We start from the raw sequence: 16,304 nt of genomic DNA on the forward strand, positions 1-16,304 counted from the left end.
AGACCGTGGACCGGCCCGCCGACCTCGTCCTCGTCGACGGCGACGTACTGACCGCCGACGCGGACTTCACCACCGCCCAGGCTCTGGCCGTCCGTGACGGCCTGATCACCGCCGTCGGCAGCACCGCCGCCGTCCTCGCCCACGCCGGACCCGCCACCCGGGTCGTCGACCTGCGCGGACGCACCGTCCTGCCCGGCATCAACGACTCCCACCTGCACGGCCACGCCTGGGGCCTAAACCGTCCGCCCCTCGCCCTCGACCTCAACTTCCCCGCCGTCCGCTCGATCGCCGACATCGTCGCGGCCGTCGCCGCCGCGGCCCGCGCCACCGCCCCCGGCGAGTGGATCGTCGGCCGCGGCTGGGACGTCGGCTACCTCGCCGAGTGCCGCGACGGCAGCCGGGACCTGCCCGACCGTGCCGACCTCGACGCCGCGGCCCCGGACAACCCGGTCTGCCTGACCGACTTCTCCGACCACATGGCCTGGGTCAACTCGGCGGCCCTGCGTGCCGCCGGCATCGACCGCGGCACCCGGCCCCCGCCGGGCGGCACGATCGACACGGACCCGACCGGCCACCCCACCGGCATCCTGCGGGAGGCCGCGCAGCGCGCCGTCCACGCGCCCATCCCCCGGGCCGACGAGCGCCGCCGTCGCGCGGCGATCACCGGAGCCGTCCGCGCCCTGCACGCCCTCGGCACCACCAGCTACACCGAACCCGGCCTCGGCCCCGGCGGCGAGGGCATCATGTCCGGCGCGATGGGCACCGGCGCGCTCCACACCTACCTGGACCTCGCCCGGGCCGGCGAACTGGACGCCCGGGTGGGCGTCCTGCTGCTGCCCTCCCCGATGGGCGGCGGCGTCCGGGACCTGCGGGCCGGCCTCGCCGAGCTGGCCGGCGTGCCGCTGGACGGCATCGACCCGCGCCGGCTCGCCGTCCTCGGCGTCAAGCTGTTCGCGGACGGGGTGCCGCCGAACCGCACCGCCTGGATGCACGAGGCCTACCCCGGGGGCGGCCACGGCGCGCTCTGCGTCCACGGCGCCGCACCGGCGCTGCAGGCCGCCGAACTCACCGCCATGATCGACGCCGTCCACGCGGCCGGCCACCAGATCGGCGTGCACGTCACCGGGGACCGGGCGATCGACACGGTCGTCGACGCCTTCGCCGCCGCCCAGCTCGCCCACCCGCGACCCGACGCCCGGCACTACCTGATCCACGGCGACTTCGCGACCCCGCACAGCCTGGCCGTGCTGGCCGCGCACGGCTACGGCGTCAACATGAACCCGGCGATCAAGTGGACCATCTCCGACCTGATGGACGAGGTGGTCGGCGAGGAACGGTCCGGGCGGATGTGGCCGGTGCGGTCCGCCCTCACGGCGGGCGTCCGGGTCTGCGCCAGCTCCGACGCGCCGATCACCGAACCGGACTGGCGGCAGGGCGTCGCCTCGATGCTGCTGCGGGAGTCCAAGGCGACCGGCCGGGCGAGCGGCCCGGGGGAGCGGGTCGGCCTGCGCGAGGCCGTCCGCGCCTACACCGCCGAACCCGCCGTCCAGGACTTCGCCGAGCGCTGGAAGGGCACCGTCGAGGTCGGCAAGGTCGCCGACCTGTGCGTGCTCGGCGGGCGCCTCGCCGACACCTCCCCGCACGACCTGCCGGGGCTGCCGGTCGACCTCACCTACTTCGACGGCCGGCTGGTCCACGGCGCCCACTGAGCGTCCGCCCGTGGGGGAGGGACTCCGGGCGCCTCCCCCACGGGCGGCGCGCCGCCGCGTGGGACCGGGCCGAGCGCGGCCCGGATCCCTAGGGTGGTGCGTGTGAACCGCCTACTCCCGTGGCCGCACAGCCCCGACCCGGCCGGCGGGCCGCCGGTGCGGACCGACTACGCCGGGGCCCTCTACGGGTCACTCCTCGCCGCCTCCGTGATCGCCTCGGCGAGTGTGGTCGGCGACTTCCCGCGCGTCCAGGCCGTCGTGCTGCTCCTCGTGACCGGCCTGGTCTTCTGGGCCGCCCATGTCTACGCGAACCTCGCCGGCGAACGACGGGTCGGCCGGCGGCCCGGCTGGGCCGAGATCCGGCGGGTGGGGCGGCACGAGTGGCCCATCGTGGAGGCCGCCCTGCTGCCTGCGGCGGCTGTCGCCGTGAGCCCCCTCCTGGGGCTGGGGCTGAGCGGCGCGGCGTGGCTCGCGCTGGGGATCGCGGTGGCGCAGCAGGTCGGCTGGGCCTGCGTCGGGGCCGTGCAGGCCGGGGCCACCCGCACAGAGGTGGTGGTCGAGGGTGTGATCAACCTGGTTCTCGGGCTGGTCCTGGTGGCGGCGAAGGCGGCCCTCGGCCACTGAGCGGCGAGGACCGCACGCACCCGCACGCACCCCGTACGCACCCCGCACCGAGCCCGTACGCGCCCCGTGCGGTCCGGCGCGTGGCCCGTGCGGTCCGGGGAGTTGCCCGCGCGTCGGCCGGGGGTGACCGGCCGTGGCCGGTCAGACGGCGCCGAGGTCGATCGCGTAGACCTTGCGGAGCGTCTCGTGCACCGTCCAGGTGGTCCGGTCGCCCTCCCGCAGGACGGCCACGTCGCCGGGCCCGACCTCCAGGGTGGGCCCGTTCTCGACCTCGACGGTGGCCCGGCCGCTGACCACGACGAACAGCTCGTCGGCCTCGGTGTCGGTGACCACCCCGGGGGTGATCTGCCAGACGCCGCGCAGCCGCCGGCCGTCGGGGGACTCCCAGAGCACCCGGCCGGTGACCTGCGGGTCACCGGAGACGATCTGGTCCGGGTCCAGCGGGTCGGGGAGGAGGTCGACGTCGGCCACGTGCAGGGCGAAGCTGTGGATCATGCCCCGACGTTATCCGGCGGAGCCGGGCGGCGGACCTCGCAACCTGTCCGCTCTTCGGCGGCGTGCCTGACAGGTCGCCAACCGGCCTCCCCTCGGTACCGCCGGCCGGTCCTCGCGTCCGACCCGCCTCCGACCAAGCAGGTCAGATCGGCATCAATCGTCCGAAGGATGGGTATCTCCGAAGACGGAGCGGTCGCGGAAGCCCGCACCCCGCTCCGGCACCCCGTCGGGGTGCCACCGGGACCGTCGCTTGAAGAAGCCGGGCAGTGGCCCTCGGGAAGACAACCCGCGGCGCGTGGGCGCGATCCGCCTCCCGCGCGGTCCGAGGGATGCCCGCTGCCCTGGAGCCAGTTGTGCCCACCACCCTTCCCGGCGTGCTGCCGACCGCCGCGCCGCCCCGTCCGGCCCACCACCCCGCAGCCGGTCCGACCACCGGTCCGGGGAGCCCGACCCCGCAGGTCCCGTCCGATCCGCCGGTGTCCGAACTGCCGCCGCGCCCCACCGAGCAGGAACTGCGCGCGATGGGCAAGACCGAGGCCCGCGAGCTGAGCGACGCCCTCTTCGAGCGCCTCACCGGGCTGGCCCGCGAGAGCCACGCCTACAGCTACGTCCGCGGCACCGTCATCGAGCTCAACATGCCGCTGGTGCGCTTCATCGCGGGCCGCTTCCGTCACCGCCCGGAGGAGATGGACGACATCCTCCAGGTCGGCACCATCGGCCTGATCAAGGCCGTGGACGGCTTCGACCCGCAGCGCGGCGTCGAGTTCGTCACCTATGCCATCCCCACCATCGCCGGCGAGATCAAGCGGTTCTTCCGCGACACCTCCTGGCCGGTGCGCGTCCCCCGGCGGATGCAGGAGCTGTACCTGAGCGTCGTGCGCGGCTCCGACCGGCTCGAACAGCGGCTGGGCCGTCTGCCGCAGCCCGCGGAGCTCGCCGAGTACCTCCACCTCACCGTCGACGAGGTGATCGAGGGGCTGGTCGCCGGCCGGGTCTACCGACCCGACTCGCTGGACGCGCTGCGGGACAACGACACCGACGAGACCGGCAGCGCCATGCTCGACCGGCTCGGCTCCTGCGACCCCGGCATCGAACTCGCCGACTTCCGCACCGCCGTCCGGCCCCTCCTCGGCCGGCTGCCGGAACGCGAGCGGACCGTGCTCAAGCTGCGGTTCTGGGACGACCGGACCCAGTCCGAGATAGCCGAACGGGTCGGCGTCTCCCAGATGCACGTCTCCCGGCTGCTCTCCGCCACCCTCACCCGCCTGCGCGAGCAACTGGAGGACCGCGACGCCCCGGGCTGGACGGAGGACCCCGCCGGACCGGGCTGACGGGGGCCGTGCCGGGCCCGCGCCCCGGCCGTGCCCGGAGTCCGGGCCGCCGCCGACGGCAGCCCGGTCGAACGCGCCCGGCCCCGGCCGCGCGGCGCGCGCATGCTCGAACTCGCCAACACCGCCGAGGTGTTCGCCCTGCGCACCGCCTCGCCGTCCTGGGCGGGGGAGTCCGCGTGTAGCCGGGCCGGGCGTGGGCAGACGCCGGGCATGAACGCATCGGTCCGGGCTTCGCCGGTCCGGAGCGGTACCGTGCCGGTCCGGCCGCTCCGCGCCGTCCGCGCGGCCCCGCCTCCCGCGCGGCATCATGGTCGGGACGGCACCGTGCCGTCCCGAACGGACCGGGAGCCGATCATGCAGCTGCCTGCCGGGGAAGGACGCGGGCCGGCGGACGACGCGCTGGAGCCGGGGGTGCTGAAGGTCGCGGCGCGCCGTGAGGGGTCCGTGCTGATCGTCGCCCTGACGGGGGAGCTGGACCACACCTCGACGGACGGTCTGCGGACGGCGCTCGCCGCGCCACCGGAGGGCGGCCTCACCCGGATCGTGGTCGACCTCACCGACCTGCGATTCTGCGACTCCACCGGACTGAACACCCTCCTGCGGGCCCGCCCGGAGGCGGAGCGGGCCGGGCTGCGGCTGGAACTCGCCGGGCCGCGCGGGGTCGTCGCCCGGCTGTTCGAGATCACCGGGGTGAACTCCGTGCTGCGGATCCACCCCGGGCTCGACGCCGCGCTGGGCGCCGGGGAGCCGCCGGACCCGCAGACACCGGACCGGCCCTCCGGTCACGGCTGAGGGGCGCCGTGATGACCGTTCCCGGAGTGGGCCCGCCGTCCCGCCGGGACGAGCTCCGGCGGCTGGCCCTGCGCGGCAGTGACGGTGCGGTCCAGCGCTGCCGGGACTTCAGCCGGCGGGCGCTGCTCGACTGGCGGTGGCTGCCGGCCGACGGGGACGAGCGGCAGCCCGACGAGGAACGGCTCGCCGTCGCGCAGGACGTGCTGCTCATGGTGTCGGAACTCGTCACCAACGCCTGCCTGTACGCCCCGGGCGGCCCCCGCGAACTCCGGCTCCGCTGGGACAGCGTCAGGCTCCGGGTCGAGGTCAGCGACGGCAGCCCGGTGCCGCCGAGGCTGCGCCCGCACGCCGATCCGGGCCGGCCGGGCGGGCACGGGCTGCGGGTGGTGGACCGGCTCGCCCGGGTCTGGGGCTCCCGGCCGGAGGGCGGGGGCAAGCAGGTCTGGCTGGAGGTGCCGTCCCCGCTCCACCGCCTCCGGGGCCTCGACGGCCGGGCGAGCTGACCGGTACGGGCACCGCGGCGGGCGAGGAGCCCGGTCCGGGCGACCGTACCGGCGGCGGGGCCGGCCGGTCAGCGCCCGAGGGCTCGGGCCAGCTCGCCCTTGTTCATCGTCGAACGGCCCTTGATGCCGCGGTGTCTGGCCTCGTTGTACAGCTGGTCGTAGGTGGGCCCGGCGGCGCCCGTGTGCGAACGCTTCCCGCCCCGGTGCCCGGAGGAGACGTCCTGGGTCGAGCTGCGGCTCGCGGTCTTCGACTCGCCGTGCCGGGCACGTTCCTTGTTGACCGTGCGGGCGGCGATCTCCTTCGCCCGGTCCTCGCTCTCGCCCCGGTCGAGGACGCTGTCCTTGATGTGCTCGTACTGGCGCTCCCGCTTGGGGCTGGATCCTCGGGGCATGGCGGCCACTCCTCCCACGGTCGTGTCCCTGTCCGGGCGCGTCTACCCGGGCGGCGGTCGGGCGAACCCGCCCGGGCCGGCCCTTCGCCCGACCGCCGGACGCACGCCCGACCGCCGGACGCACAACCGGCCCGCCCGCCACGCCGCGCCGGTCGGTGGCAGAGTGGGAGGTGAGGCGGTGCCGCCGCCTCCACCGGCCGGGCTGCCCGCGGGGCTCCGGCCGCGCAGCCGATCCGGGCGGTGGACGGATGGACGAACAGGCGGCGCCGGGAGCGGTGCCGGCGGGCCGGAACGCCCCGGCCGAACAGGGGCCGCGCGGCCCGACCGTGCTGCACGCCGCCGCCGGCGGCGCCGGTCCCGACCTGCGGCGCGCCCACCCCGAGACCGGTCCCGTCCTGATGGACGTGATGATGCCCGGCCTCGACGGCTGCGCCACTGTCGCCGCCGTCCGCGCCGGGGAGCGCTTCGCCCGCCCGCCGGTCGTCGCCGTCACCGCCAGGGCGATGCCCGGGGACCGGGACGGGAGCCGCGCGGCCGGGGCCGACCACGTCACCAAGCCGGTGGACACCGACCACCTGCCGGCCCGGATGCGGCACCGGCCGGACGCGCCATGACGGGCGATCCCTGGCCCGGCGACCCCCGGCACGGCGGAGCCGGGGCCGGCGAGGGCGACTCCGCGTCCGGCAGCGCCCGGCTGCTGGCCGCCGCCGTCCGGCGGCTCCAGGACGACGCGGCCCGGGTGCGCGCGGAGGAGGGGCCCCGGACCCTCGTCGACCTGGCCACCGGCATGCTCGCCGAACGGCTGGCCGTGCCGCCCGGCGAGGCGGCCGTCCGCCTCGCCGGGCTCGCCCGCACGGCGGGGGTACCGGTCGCCACGCTGGCGGCCGACATCGTCGGGCGGCAGGAGGACCGGGAGGAGCTGCCGACGCCGTCCGGGCCGTCCGGGCCGTCGGCGCAGCCCGCCCGGAACCCCGCTGCCGAGCGGGCCGCCGAGCCGGCCGCCGCATCGGTCGCCGCCCGGGCGATCGCCGCCGCACCCGACCTGCCGGCCGCCGTCGACGCCCTGCTCCGGCAGATCGCCGGACCGCTCGGCGCCCACGCCGTCGTGGTCTGGCAGCGGTTGCCCGGCGGGGCCCTCGCACTCGTGGCCCAGGCCGGGCTCCGCGCGGACGAGGCCGAAGCCTGGAGCCGCGTCCCGCCGACGGTCGCCACCCCGGCCCAGCGGGCCGTCTCGGAGGGCGTCGAGTGCTGGCCCGACGACGGGACCGCGGGTACCACGGGCCCCGTCCCGGCCGTGCCGTCGGTCGGTGGTGTCGACGCGCCGCGGCTCGTCCTCCCCCTTGTCGACGACGGTCGGCGGCGGGGAGCGCTCGAAGTGCTCTGGCCCGGCCCCGCACCCGTTCTCACCCCGCCGCAGCACCGCCGGCTCCGCGCCCTCGCCGACCTCTGCACCACCCTGCTCGGCGATCCGGGCGCCCCGGCCGAACCGGACCGGCAGGCCGACGTGCTCGACGGTCTGCTCACGCCCGCCCTGCTGCTCGAACCCGTCCTCAGGGACGGCCGGGTGGTCGACTTCACCATCCTCCGCACCAGCCCGCCGTTCCGCGATCCGCTCGGCCGCCCCCGCAGCGGGCTGGACGGCGCCTCCCTGCTGGAGGTCTACCCGGTCGCCTGCGCCACCGGCCTGCTCGAACCGCTGCTGCGCGCCCACGCGAGCGGCGAACCCCGGTCCGGCGAGCGTCTCCACGTGGTCTTCCGGAGCGGCGGGACGGACGTGCCCGTCACCGTCCGGCTCGCCGTCGCGCCGTTCGGCCGCTGCCTGCTGGTCACCTGGCAGCCCGCGGCCGACCGGCCCGGCGAGTCCGACCAGGCCGCCATGCAGCACCAGGCCCAGCGGCTCGCCCGGGTCGCCGGCTTCCAGGAGCACCCGGGGACCGGCCGGATCCTCTGGGGCGAAGGCCTGGCCGAGCTGTACGGGCGGTCGCCGCAGGCCCCCGCCGTTCCGCTGGCCGACCTGGCCGGGCACGTCCACCCCGACGACGAGCCCGCCGTCCGGAGGCTCGTGGACGCCGTCGAGCGCCGCCACCGCACCTCCTCCGCCGTGTTCCGGCTGCGCCACCCCGACGGCACCGAGCACTACACCAGGGTCGTCGTCGAGCCGGTCCTGGACGAGGACGGCCGACTGGACGCCGTCCGCGGGGCGTACCTCGACGTGTCGGCGCAGCACCGGACGGAGATCGCGCTGGGCGCCACCCGGCAGCGGCTCGCCGACAGCGAGCAGGAGACGGTCGAGAGCGAGCAGTTGGCCCTCCGCCTCCAGCGGGCGATCCTGCCCTCCGCGCCGCCGCCGCTCGACACCACGGGCCTGCGGGCCGCCGTCCGCTACCGGCCCGCCGCCAAGCGGGAACGGGTCGGCGGCGACTGGTACGACGTGCTGGTGCTCCCCGGCAAGCGGGTGCTGCTGGCCGTCGGCGACGTCGCGGGGCACGGCGTCGGCGCGGCCACCGGCATGGTCGCGCTCCGGCACGCGCTGCGCGGCCTCGCCGTCACGGGTGCCGGGCCGGGCCGGCTGCTGGAGTGGGCCAACACCGTCGCCCTGCGCGAACCGGGACAGGTCACGGCCACGGCCGCCTGCGTGCTGTTCGACCCGGCCGGTGGCGAGGTGCGCTGGGCCCGGGCCGGACACCTGCCGCCGATCCTGCTGGGTCCGTCCGGGGCCGAGGTGCTGCCGCTGCCGCACGGGGTGCTGCTCGGCGCCCTGGAGGAGGCCGTGTACGAGGAGCGGACCGTCCAACCGGTCGCCGGCGACGTCCTGCTGCTCTACACCGACGGCCTCGTCGAGCGCCGGGGCCACCCGACGGAGGAGTCCGTCGGCCAGCTGATCCGGGCGGCCGGCCCGCCCGGCCACGACCTGGAGCGGTATCTGGACCGCCTGTTGGAGCTCAGCCCGGCCGACACCGACGACGACACCTGCCTCGTCGCCGTCCGGATCGAGTAGCGCGAGGCCGGCCCCCGGTGGAGGGGCCGGCCGTCTTCGCGCGTTAGCCCCGGGGCGGGGAGGGTAGGCGCGGGTCGACGGGGTGGAGCCGGGGAGAACGGGACCGGAGGACATCGCCATGCTGCTGTTCGGACTTCTGCTGATCGTCGCGACCGGGGCCTTCACGGGCCTGCTGATCGCGGACAACCTGTCCGGCGGGCCGGAGTACCAGGTCACGATTCTGGGGCAGGACCTGGTGACGCTCGACGCCCTGGGGATCTTCCTGGCCGGTCTGGCGCTCGCCCTGCTGTTCTGTCTCGGTCTGGCGCTCGCCACGGCCCGGGTCTTCCGTCGGCGTCGTGGCGCCCGACACGCCGCCCGGTCCGGGAAGCACCCGGCCGAGGACGTCCGTCAGGACCGGCCGCCCGTCCGCGAGGAGCCTGCGGGCCGTGAGGACTCCGCGATCCGTGCGGACTCCGGCGTCCGTGCGGACCCGGCCGTCCGGGACGTCAGGGGCGAGCCGCCCGCCCGTGGGGACGCACCGCGCTCGCCGTCCGTCGACGGGGCGGGCGGCCGCGCCGTCGCGGCACCGGGCGAGGAGTCCTCGCAGGGCGGCGGACTCCGCCGCTTCCCCGGACGCTGACACACGAGTCCGGGGCGCCGGCCGAGCGCCGACGGTGCCCCGGAGAGGACGACGAACCAGGAGGGATCGACTCTGATGACCTGCAGCCGGCTGTACGACGGGCCCGGCACGGCCGGGCCCGGCACCGCCGAACCCGGCATCCCTGCGTCGAGCACGGCCGACCCCGGCACCGGCCCCCCGTGGGAGGCCGGCCGGCTGCCGCTGTCGGCGCACCCCGGCGTGGTCTCCGCGGCGAGGGACTTCACGGCGTACCGGCTGGCGGGCAGAGCCGACCCGGTCGTGGTCGGGGACGCCGTGCTGCTGGTCTCCGAGGTGGTCTCCAACGCCTGCCGGCACGCCGGGAGCCCGCACGACCTGCTGCTCGTCCAGGGGCCGGGACGGCTGCGCGCGGAGGTGTCCGACGGCAGTCCGCGCCCGCCGAGGATCCGCACGACGCACGGTCCGGACGACGTCGGCGGCCGCGGCCTCTTCCTGGTGGAGCGGCTCGCCCTGTGCTGGGGCTGGTACCCGCAGGGCCGGGGCAAGGTGGTGTGGTTCGAGTTCCGGCTGCCGGAGCCGTGACGCCCCGCGCCGGTGCTCAGGTGGAGCGGCGGTAGTACGTGACGCTGACGGTGACCGGGCCGCTGTCCGGGCCGGTCGCGAGTGGGCGGACGACGGCGAACTCCCGGCCGCCGGCCGCCCGGACGCAGAAGCTCCGGTCGGGGCGGAGGGCGCTGAAGGGCAGGGCGGACGCGGGCTGGGTCTCGACGCCCTTGACGCAGTCGGCGAGGCCGAGGCCGCTCGTCGGCGCGATGTGGGCGTCGCTGTCCTCCGGGATGTAGAACTCGCCGGCGTGGCGGCCCAGGTACCAGGTGGAGGCCTCCTGCGGCGCGACCTTGCCTGCCCGGAGGTCGAACTCGTAGGTGTGGTCGGGCGAGGTCAGTTCGAGGCCGGAGTAGACCACCGTGTAGCCGGGGACCGTGGTCGGCGACGGCGTGGCGGTCGGCGTCGGCGTCGGCGTCGGCGCCGGGGCCTGGGTCGGGGCCGGACCGGCGGACGGGGCCGCAGGTGCGGAGGGCGGCGGGGTGGACGCGGTGGCCGAGACCTTCTGGTCGTCGAGGTCGTCGAACTCGTCGGGATCGAGCAGGAGGAACGCTGCGGCGGCGCCCACGAGGAGCGCGGCGGTCGTCAGGACGGCCGTGCGGGTCGTGCGGCGCGCGCCGCCGCAGGATCCGCGGCCCCCGCTGCCGTGAGCACCGTCACCGTCAGGACCGTCGTGCGGGCCGGCGGGGGCCGCCGGGGCCGCATCGGCGAGGGCGGGCTGGAGGCGGGTGGCCGGCGGGGACGGTACGAGTGCGGTCGGCGCCTCGGCCGAGGCGCGCTCCGGGGCCCGCCCGGGGGTGTGCGGTGTGGCGCGCGGCGTCGTCGGCAGGTCGGTGTGGCGGCTGATCTCGCTGCTGACCTGCTGGGGCAACCAGTCGTCGGAGAAGCGGAGTTCGCCGCCGGTGGCGGGGTGGTCGCGCGCGGCCTCGATCAACCGGGCGGTGTCCGGGCGGTCCGCGGGGTCCTTGGCCAGGCAGCGCAGGACCAGCTCGTGCAGCCCGGCGGGCAGCCGGGAGAGGTCGGGCTCCTCGTGCACCGCCCGGTAGAGCGCCGCGGGCTCGGGTCCGTCGCCGAAGGGCGGTGCGCCGCCGCCGACGTAGGCGGCCAGCGCGCCCAGCGCGAAGACGTCGGTGGCCGGGGTCGGGGCGAGCCCGAGGACCTGTTCGGGGGCCATGAAGCCCGGAGAGCCGATGCTCAGGCCGGTGCTGGTGAGCGGGACGGCGTCGGCGGCGCGGGCGATGCCGAAGTCGATGACGCGCGGGCCGTCGGCGGCGAGGAGGACGTTGCCGGGCTTGAGGTCGCGGTGGACGACACCGGCGGCGTGGATCGCCTGCAGGGCCTCGGCGACCCCGGCCAGGAGCAGCAGGACGGTGCGTTCGGGCAGCGGACCGTGGCGGTGTACGACCTGCTGGAGGGAGGGGCCGGGCACGAAGGTGGTAGCCAGCCAGGGCGTGGCGGCGCCGGTGCCGGCGTCGACCACCTGGGCGGTGTAGAGGCCGTGGATGCGCCGGGCGCTCGCGACCTCCTGGGCGAAGCGGTGCCGGAACTCGGGGTCCTCGGCGAGCTCGGGCCGGACGACCTTGAGCGCGACCGGGCGTCCCCCGGGGGTGTACGCGAGATAGACGCGGCCCATGCCGCCCGCGCCCAGCCGCGCGCAGAGGCGGTATCCGCCCACCTCGCGGGGGTCGTCCGGGGACAGCTCCCGGAACGCCGTGGGTGACGGGGCACCGAAGGGTTCTGCGGTCATGCTGGCTCCAGCGGGTCGAGCGGGTGGCGGCGGTGAACCGCACGGATCATACCCCGACTGTAGTTTCAGTCAGGATGGCCCCGGGGTCCGCGATCGGCCGGCCTCCCGGTAAGGTGATCGCTTGTGGCTGACCGTCGAACCCTGATCATGGAAGCGGCCGCGCGGGTCATCGCCCGGCGCGGTGTCCGCGGGCTGCGCGTGGAGGAGCTGGCGGCCGAGGCGGGCGTGTCCACCGCGCTGATCTACTACCACTTCAAGGACCGTGCGGGGATCCTCCGCGCGACGCTGGAGTTCATCAACGACCGCGCCGAGCGGTATACGACGGAGCGCGCGGCGGACGCCCCGCCCCTCGACGCCCCGGGCGAACTCCGGCAGACGCTGCTGCTGGAGCTCCAGGACACCCCCGAGGTGCGCGAGAACAGCACGGCGTGGGGGGAGCTGCGGGCGAGCGCCGTGTTCGATCCCGATCTCCGGGAGGACCTGGCCCGGGCCACGCTGGTGTGGGTCCAGGAGGTCACCGACCTGCTCGGCAGGGTGTACCCGATGAACGGGGCCGCCTCGCTCGCCGCCTCCGCGGAGCGGTTGACCGCGCTGCTGGAGGGGCTGAGCGTGCGCTGGCTCAGCGGGAGCCTGCCGGTGGCGCACGCGCGCGAGCTGATGGTCGGCGCGATCGACGGCGAACTGGAGCGGCTGCGCGGCTGACGCGCGCGGCGTTCCGCCCCGGGCCGGGCCGGTCCGGGGCTTCGTCGTCTCCGGACTGCGGTGTCGCTGCCCGGGTCGACGCGCAGGCGTCTGCCTCGAATGTTGACTGAAAATTCAGTCAATGCGAGAGTGAAGGGAGCGGCGCCGGGCGACATCCGCCCCGGACGCCCCGTGCAAGGCCACCGGCCGCGCCGAGCGCGTGCCTGCCGACGGACCGCCCCTGTCGGCGGGCGTCCGGCCACCTGGTGGGCAACACTTGATTCGGAGACCCGCATGAGCGACACCCACGGTGACAGCCGATCCCTGTTCGGCCGACTCTTCGGAGCGCAGGCCCCGCGCGGGTCGGTCCCGTCCCGCCGGACGATGCTGCGGGCCGCGGCCGGCGCCGGCCTGCTCTCCCTGGGCGCGGCGGCCTGCGCGTCGCCGGACGACCCGGAGGAGGCGCTTCCTCCGGGCCCCTCGGAGTCGCCCGCCCCGCCGGCGTCGCCCGCGCCCGGCGGGTCGCAGCCGCCCGCGCCCGGCGGCGGCGCGACCCCCGGGCGCCGGTTCGGCGCCGAGTGGGAGAGCCACACCCGGACCTTCATGTCCTGGCCGGCGTCCACCGGCATCTGGGAGGACCAGCTCCCCGAGGTCCGCGCGGACATCGCGCGGCTGGCGCGCGCCGTCGCCGGCTACGAGGCGGTCGTGATGTTCGCCCGCCCCGCGCAGGTGGCCGCGGCGCAGAACGCGTGCGGCAACGACGTCGAGGTCGTCCCGCTGCCCGTCGACGACCTGTGGGCCCGTGACACCGTGCCGGTGTTCGTCGAGGACGGATCGACGCTGAAGGGGGTCGACTTCAACTTCAACGGCTGGGGCAACAAGCAGAAGGAGCACGCGAACGACTCGGCGCTGGCCGCCGCCGCCCTCGGGAGGTACGGGCTGGAACGGGTCGCCACGCCGCTGGTCGCGGAGGGCGGGTCCTTCGAGACCGACGGGGAGGGCACCCTGATGGTCACCGAGAGCTCGGTGGTCAACCAGCGCCGCAATCCGGGCCGGAGCCGGGACGAGATCGAGGCCGAACTCAAGAAGGCCCTGGGCGTGACCAAGGTGATCTGGTTCGCGGGCGTGCGCGACCAGGACATCACCGACGCCCACGTGGACTGCCTGGTGCGGTTCGCGGCGCCCGGGGTCGTGCTGCTGGACCAGCCGTTCCCCGGTGCGCCCGCCGACGTCTGGTCGCGCTCGGCCACGCAGGCCCGCGAGGTGCTGAAGTCCGCGACCGACGCCCATGGGAGGGCGCTGCGGGTGATCGACCTGCCGCAGCCCGATCCGGACCGGATCACCGGGAAGGGTGACGCCTTCGTCTCCTCGTACATCAACTTCTACGTGGCCAACAAGTCGTTGTTCATGCCGCGCTTCGGGGACGCCAAGGCCGACGACCGGGCGAAGCAGATCCTGCGCGACCACTTCCCCGGCCGTGACATCGTCCAGGTGAGGATCGACCGGATCGCCTCCGGGGGTGGCGGCATCCACTGCTCGACCCACGACCAGCCCGGCAAGCCGGACGGGGGCTGACCCCTTCCCCTGCCGGTCGCCGTCGGGCGACCGGGTGCCCGGTGGGCGGGCTGCTCGTCGTCCACCGGGCGCACTTTCGTCGGCCGGTCAGCGGACGGGCATCTAGAGCGTGACCGAAAAGTCAGTCGACTGCGAGGCGGCGCTCCGGCCGGGCGTCTGCGAGCTCCGCGTCGATCGCCTCGCCGAGCAGCCGGCGGGCGTGGTCGAGGGGGAGGGACCCGCTGAGCCACCGGACGCTCAGCCCCTCCAGCAGGGCCGTGAGGCGCTCCGCGGACGCGGCGTGCGCCGGCGCGATCCCGGTGGGTCGGGCGCGGCCGAGCAGGTCGGCGATCTCGTGCACCCAGGTGTGGGTGGCCCGGGCCAGGTCCTCGCGCAGCCCGGCCTCGAACACCGCGCTCGCCCGCAACTCGCCCCAGGCGGTGCTGTTCTCGCGCACCTCGGCGGTGTCCTGGAGCTCCAGCAGCAGCGCCTGTGCCAGCTCCGCCCCCGGCGTGTCCGCGAGGGTCCCGCGCCCCGGTTCCGCGGCGTAGCGGTCGGCTCTCTCGCTGATGAATCCGAGGGTCTCGCGGAGGATCCCGGCCCGGTCGGTGAAGTGGTAGTAGATCAGCGAGGTCGACACCCCGGCCTCGGCCGCGAGGTCCGCGACCCGCAGTCCGCGGACGCCGCGTCGCGCGATGACCCGGGTGGCGGCCTTGACGATCTCTGTTCGACGGTCTGACACAGGTGCTCTCTCTCCTCGCACGCAGGTAGACGTCCCGGGTGCTTGTCCTGATCATATCTTCAGTCGAGCTCGCGGGGGCGTTCTGCGGGAATCTCTCCGGTCGGGCCGCTGTGCGGCGCCTCGCCCCGCGACGTCTGGTCGCCGTGAGGCTCACCCCGGGGTCCTGGGAACGGCAGAGGCGGAAGGGTGGCTCCAAAATCTTGACTGAACTTTCAGTTCAGTCCAGGATGTGGGTCACCCCACACCTCCCGATCCCTCCAGGGAGCCCCATGAACCACCCCGTTTCCCCCCGTCGCAGCGTGCTCAAGTTCGGTGCGGCGGCCCTGCCACTGGCCGCCCTCGGTGCCGCGCTGCCGGTGAGCGCCCGCGCCGCCTCGGCGGCCCCCACCCCCGCAGCGGCCGGACCGCGGCCCGGCGCGGCACTGCGGATGCCGGCGGAGACCGATCCGCACACCCGCACCTTCATGGCCTGGCCCGCACTGTCGTCGGTCTGGCAGAACCAGCTGTCCGGCGTACGCCGGGACATCGCCGAGCTCGCCCACACGATCTCGCGCTACGAACCGGTCGTGATGCTGGCCCGTCCCGGGCAGGCCGCCGCCGCGCGGTACGCCTGCGGATCGGGCGCGTACCACCCGATCGAGGTCCTGGACATTCCCGTCGACGACCTGTGGATCCGGGACTTCGGACCGACCTTCGTCGTGGCGCCGGGGTCCGTCGCCGGTGTCGACACCAACTTCAACGGCTGGGGCAAGCGCGGCACCTCGTACTACCAGCCGTACGCCAACGACGCCGCAGCGGCGGCCGGCCTGCTGGCCGAGTACGGGATCGACCGCATCCGGGCCCCCTTCGTCGGTGAGGGCGGTTCGCTGGAGACGGACGGCGAGGGCACCCTGCTCGTCACCGTCAGTTCCCTGGTCAACCCCAACAGGAACCCCGGCAGGTCGCAGGCCCAGGTGGAGCAGGGGCTGAAGTCGGCGCTGGGCGTCGAGAAGGTCATCTGGGTCCCGGGCCTCGCCGGCCAGGACATCACCGACTGCCACATCGACTGCCTGGCCCGGTTCACCGCCCCGGGCAAGGTCATCCTGGACCAGCCAGGGCCCGGCACCGACGACCGGTGGGTCGCCGTCTACAACGAGACGAAGCGGCTGCTGCACGCCGCCACCGACGCCCGGGGCCGCCGCCTCCAGGTCACCGAACTGCCCGGGCCGGACCGCCGGGAGATCCGCGGCCGCGGCAAGGACTTCCTGTCCAGCTACACCAACTACTACACGGTCAACGGCGCCGTCATCGCCCCGCAGTTCGGTGACGGCTACGCCGACGGCGTCGCCTACGCGATCCTCCAGGCCGCCTACCCGGACCGCCGGATCGTCCAGACCGCCATCGACGGCATCGCGAGCGGCGGTGGCGGCATCCACTGCTCCACCCAGTCGCAGCCGGCCGTGCCCGACGCCCGCTGAGAGCCACCGCCGCCGCCCCGCCGGGGCACCGCCCGTGCCCCGGCGGGGGACCGCACCCACCGCACCGACGGCACC

Annotated in this window: 16 protein-coding genes; 12 read left to right on the forward strand and 4 right to left on the reverse strand. The window is 75.7% G+C overall.

Annotated elements, in window-relative coordinates:
* The first annotated feature begins 5 nt into the window (after nt 1–5).
* Both PUR61_RS17740 and PUR61_RS17745 read left to right on the forward strand, forming a co-directional pair.
* Nucleotides 6–1,709, forward strand: a complete 1,704-nt coding sequence (locus PUR61_RS17740) for an amidohydrolase (protein WP_329879843.1) — start codon at nt 6–8, stop codon at nt 1,707–1,709.
* Nucleotides 1,710–1,811: 102 nt separating this feature from the next.
* A complete protein-coding gene (locus PUR61_RS17745; protein ID WP_329879844.1) occupies nt 1,812–2,333 on the forward strand; it encodes a hypothetical protein in 522 nt (173 codons plus the stop codon).
* A 141-nt stretch (nt 2,334–2,474) separates the two neighbouring features.
* Here the strand turns inward: PUR61_RS17745 and PUR61_RS17750 are convergent, their stop codons facing one another.
* Nucleotides 2,475–2,828 (reverse strand): cupin domain-containing protein, encoded by a 354-nt coding sequence (locus PUR61_RS17750; protein ID WP_329879845.1) that lies wholly within the window; start codon nt 2,826–2,828, stop codon nt 2,475–2,477.
* Between the two features lie 329 nt (nt 2,829–3,157).
* On the opposite strand from PUR61_RS17750, the gene PUR61_RS17755 reads away from it, so the two are divergent.
* The 3 genes from PUR61_RS17755 to PUR61_RS17765 are packed head-to-tail and all read left to right on the forward strand — an operon-like array spanning nt 3,158 to nt 5,454.
* Nucleotides 3,158–4,159, forward strand: a complete 1,002-nt coding sequence (locus tag PUR61_RS17755) for an RNA polymerase sigma factor SigF (RefSeq protein ID WP_443035187.1) — start codon at nt 3,158–3,160, stop codon at nt 4,157–4,159.
* A 30-nt stretch (nt 4,160–4,189) separates the two neighbouring features.
* Nucleotides 4,190–4,951: an STAS domain-containing protein gene (locus tag PUR61_RS17760; protein WP_329879848.1), complete on the forward strand. Its 762-nt coding sequence runs from the start codon at nt 4,190–4,192 to the stop codon at nt 4,949–4,951.
* A gap of 11 nt (nt 4,952–4,962) precedes the next feature.
* Nucleotides 4,963–5,454 carry an ATP-binding protein gene (locus PUR61_RS17765; RefSeq protein ID WP_329879849.1) on the forward strand — a complete coding sequence of 164 codons (492 nt, stop codon included), beginning with the start codon at nt 4,963–4,965 and terminating at the stop codon, nt 5,452–5,454.
* 68 nt (nt 5,455–5,522) lie between these two features.
* Here the strand turns inward: PUR61_RS17765 and PUR61_RS17770 are convergent, their stop codons facing one another.
* Nucleotides 5,523–5,846: a plasmid stabilization protein gene (locus tag PUR61_RS17770; RefSeq protein WP_329879851.1), complete on the reverse strand. Its 324-nt coding sequence runs from the start codon at nt 5,844–5,846 to the stop codon at nt 5,523–5,525.
* 248 nt (nt 5,847–6,094) lie between these two features.
* Between PUR61_RS17770 and PUR61_RS17775 the strand changes: the two genes are divergently transcribed.
* The 4 genes from PUR61_RS17775 to PUR61_RS17790 all read left to right on the forward strand — a co-directional run bounded on the left by PUR61_RS17775 (nt 6,095) and on the right by PUR61_RS17790 (nt 10,027).
* Complete coding sequence (locus PUR61_RS17775; protein WP_329879852.1) at nt 6,095–6,460, forward strand: response regulator; 366 nt, start codon at nt 6,095–6,097, stop codon at nt 6,458–6,460.
* The gene (locus PUR61_RS17780; RefSeq protein WP_329879853.1) at nt 6,457–8,844 is read left to right on the forward strand and encodes a SpoIIE family protein phosphatase; all 2,388 of its coding nucleotides are present in this window, start codon (nt 6,457–6,459) and stop codon (nt 8,842–8,844) included. The genes PUR61_RS17775 and PUR61_RS17780 overlap by 4 nt, the downstream gene beginning before the upstream one ends.
* 118 nt (nt 8,845–8,962) lie before the next feature.
* Nucleotides 8,963–9,466, forward strand: a complete 504-nt coding sequence (locus PUR61_RS17785; protein ID WP_329879855.1) for a hypothetical protein — start codon at nt 8,963–8,965, stop codon at nt 9,464–9,466.
* A 75-nt stretch (nt 9,467–9,541) separates the two neighbouring features.
* Nucleotides 9,542–10,027 carry an ATP-binding protein gene (locus PUR61_RS17790; RefSeq protein WP_329879856.1) on the forward strand — a complete coding sequence of 162 codons (486 nt, stop codon included), beginning with the start codon at nt 9,542–9,544 and terminating at the stop codon, nt 10,025–10,027.
* A 16-nt stretch (nt 10,028–10,043) separates the two neighbouring features.
* Here PUR61_RS17790 and PUR61_RS17795 read toward each other — a convergent pair whose 3' ends face one another.
* Nucleotides 10,044–11,795, reverse strand: coding sequence for a serine/threonine-protein kinase (locus PUR61_RS17795; protein WP_329879857.1), 1,752 nt, complete (start codon nt 11,793–11,795; stop codon nt 10,044–10,046).
* A 147-nt stretch (nt 11,796–11,942) separates the two neighbouring features.
* Between PUR61_RS17795 and PUR61_RS17800 the strand changes: the two genes are divergently transcribed.
* Both PUR61_RS17800 and PUR61_RS17805 read left to right on the forward strand, forming a co-directional pair.
* Nucleotides 11,943–12,497, forward strand: coding sequence for a TetR/AcrR family transcriptional regulator (locus PUR61_RS17800; protein ID WP_443035188.1), 555 nt, complete (start codon nt 11,943–11,945; stop codon nt 12,495–12,497).
* 363 nt (nt 12,498–12,860) lie between these two features.
* The gene (locus PUR61_RS17805; protein ID WP_329879879.1) at nt 12,861–14,051 is read left to right on the forward strand and encodes an agmatine deiminase family protein; all 1,191 of its coding nucleotides are present in this window, start codon (nt 12,861–12,863) and stop codon (nt 14,049–14,051) included.
* 121 nt (nt 14,052–14,172) lie between these two features.
* On the opposite strand, the gene PUR61_RS17810 is transcribed toward PUR61_RS17805, so the two are convergent.
* The gene (locus PUR61_RS17810; RefSeq protein ID WP_329879859.1) at nt 14,173–14,772 is read right to left on the reverse strand and encodes a TetR/AcrR family transcriptional regulator; all 600 of its coding nucleotides are present in this window, start codon (nt 14,770–14,772) and stop codon (nt 14,173–14,175) included.
* A gap of 269 nt (nt 14,773–15,041) precedes the next feature.
* Here PUR61_RS17810 and PUR61_RS17815 point away from each other — a divergent pair, with 269 nt between their 5' ends.
* Nucleotides 15,042–16,229 carry an agmatine deiminase family protein gene (locus PUR61_RS17815; protein ID WP_329879861.1) on the forward strand — a complete coding sequence of 396 codons (1,188 nt, stop codon included), beginning with the start codon at nt 15,042–15,044 and terminating at the stop codon, nt 16,227–16,229.
* Nucleotides 16,230–16,304 lie beyond the last annotated feature (75 nt).

This window comes from Streptomyces sp. BE20 (assembly GCF_036322525.1).
Taxonomy (GTDB): Bacteria; Actinomycetota; Actinomycetes; order Streptomycetales; family Streptomycetaceae; genus Kitasatospora.

Bases quoted from the DNA above. Each gene is read 5' to 3' on its own strand.
- PUR61_RS17750 (WP_329879845.1), bottom strand. From the start codon at position 2,828: ATGATCCACAGCTTCGCCCTGCACGTGGCCGACGTCGACCTCCTCCCC.
- PUR61_RS17755 (WP_443035187.1), top strand. From the start codon at position 3,158: ATGCCCGCTGCCCTGGAGCCAGTTGTGCCCACCACCCTTCCCGGCGTG.
- PUR61_RS17765 (WP_329879849.1), top strand. From the start codon at position 4,963: ATGACCGTTCCCGGAGTGGGCCCGCCGTCCCGCCGGGACGAGCTCCGG.
- PUR61_RS17770 (WP_329879851.1), bottom strand. From the start codon at position 5,846: ATGCCCCGAGGATCCAGCCCCAAGCGGGAGCGCCAGTACGAGCACATC.
- PUR61_RS17775 (WP_329879852.1), top strand. From the start codon at position 6,095: ATGGACGAACAGGCGGCGCCGGGAGCGGTGCCGGCGGGCCGGAACGCC.
- PUR61_RS17780 (WP_329879853.1), top strand. From the start codon at position 6,457: ATGACGGGCGATCCCTGGCCCGGCGACCCCCGGCACGGCGGAGCCGGG.
- PUR61_RS17785 (WP_329879855.1), top strand. From the start codon at position 8,963: ATGCTGCTGTTCGGACTTCTGCTGATCGTCGCGACCGGGGCCTTCACG.
- PUR61_RS17790 (WP_329879856.1), top strand. From the start codon at position 9,542: ATGACCTGCAGCCGGCTGTACGACGGGCCCGGCACGGCCGGGCCCGGC.
- PUR61_RS17795 (WP_329879857.1), bottom strand. From the start codon at position 11,795: ATGACCGCAGAACCCTTCGGTGCCCCGTCACCCACGGCGTTCCGGGAG.
- PUR61_RS17800 (WP_443035188.1), top strand. From the start codon at position 11,943: ATGGAAGCGGCCGCGCGGGTCATCGCCCGGCGCGGTGTCCGCGGGCTG.
- PUR61_RS17805 (WP_329879879.1), top strand. From the start codon at position 12,861: ATGCTGCGGGCCGCGGCCGGCGCCGGCCTGCTCTCCCTGGGCGCGGCG.
- PUR61_RS17815 (WP_329879861.1), top strand. From the start codon at position 15,042: ATGAACCACCCCGTTTCCCCCCGTCGCAGCGTGCTCAAGTTCGGTGCG.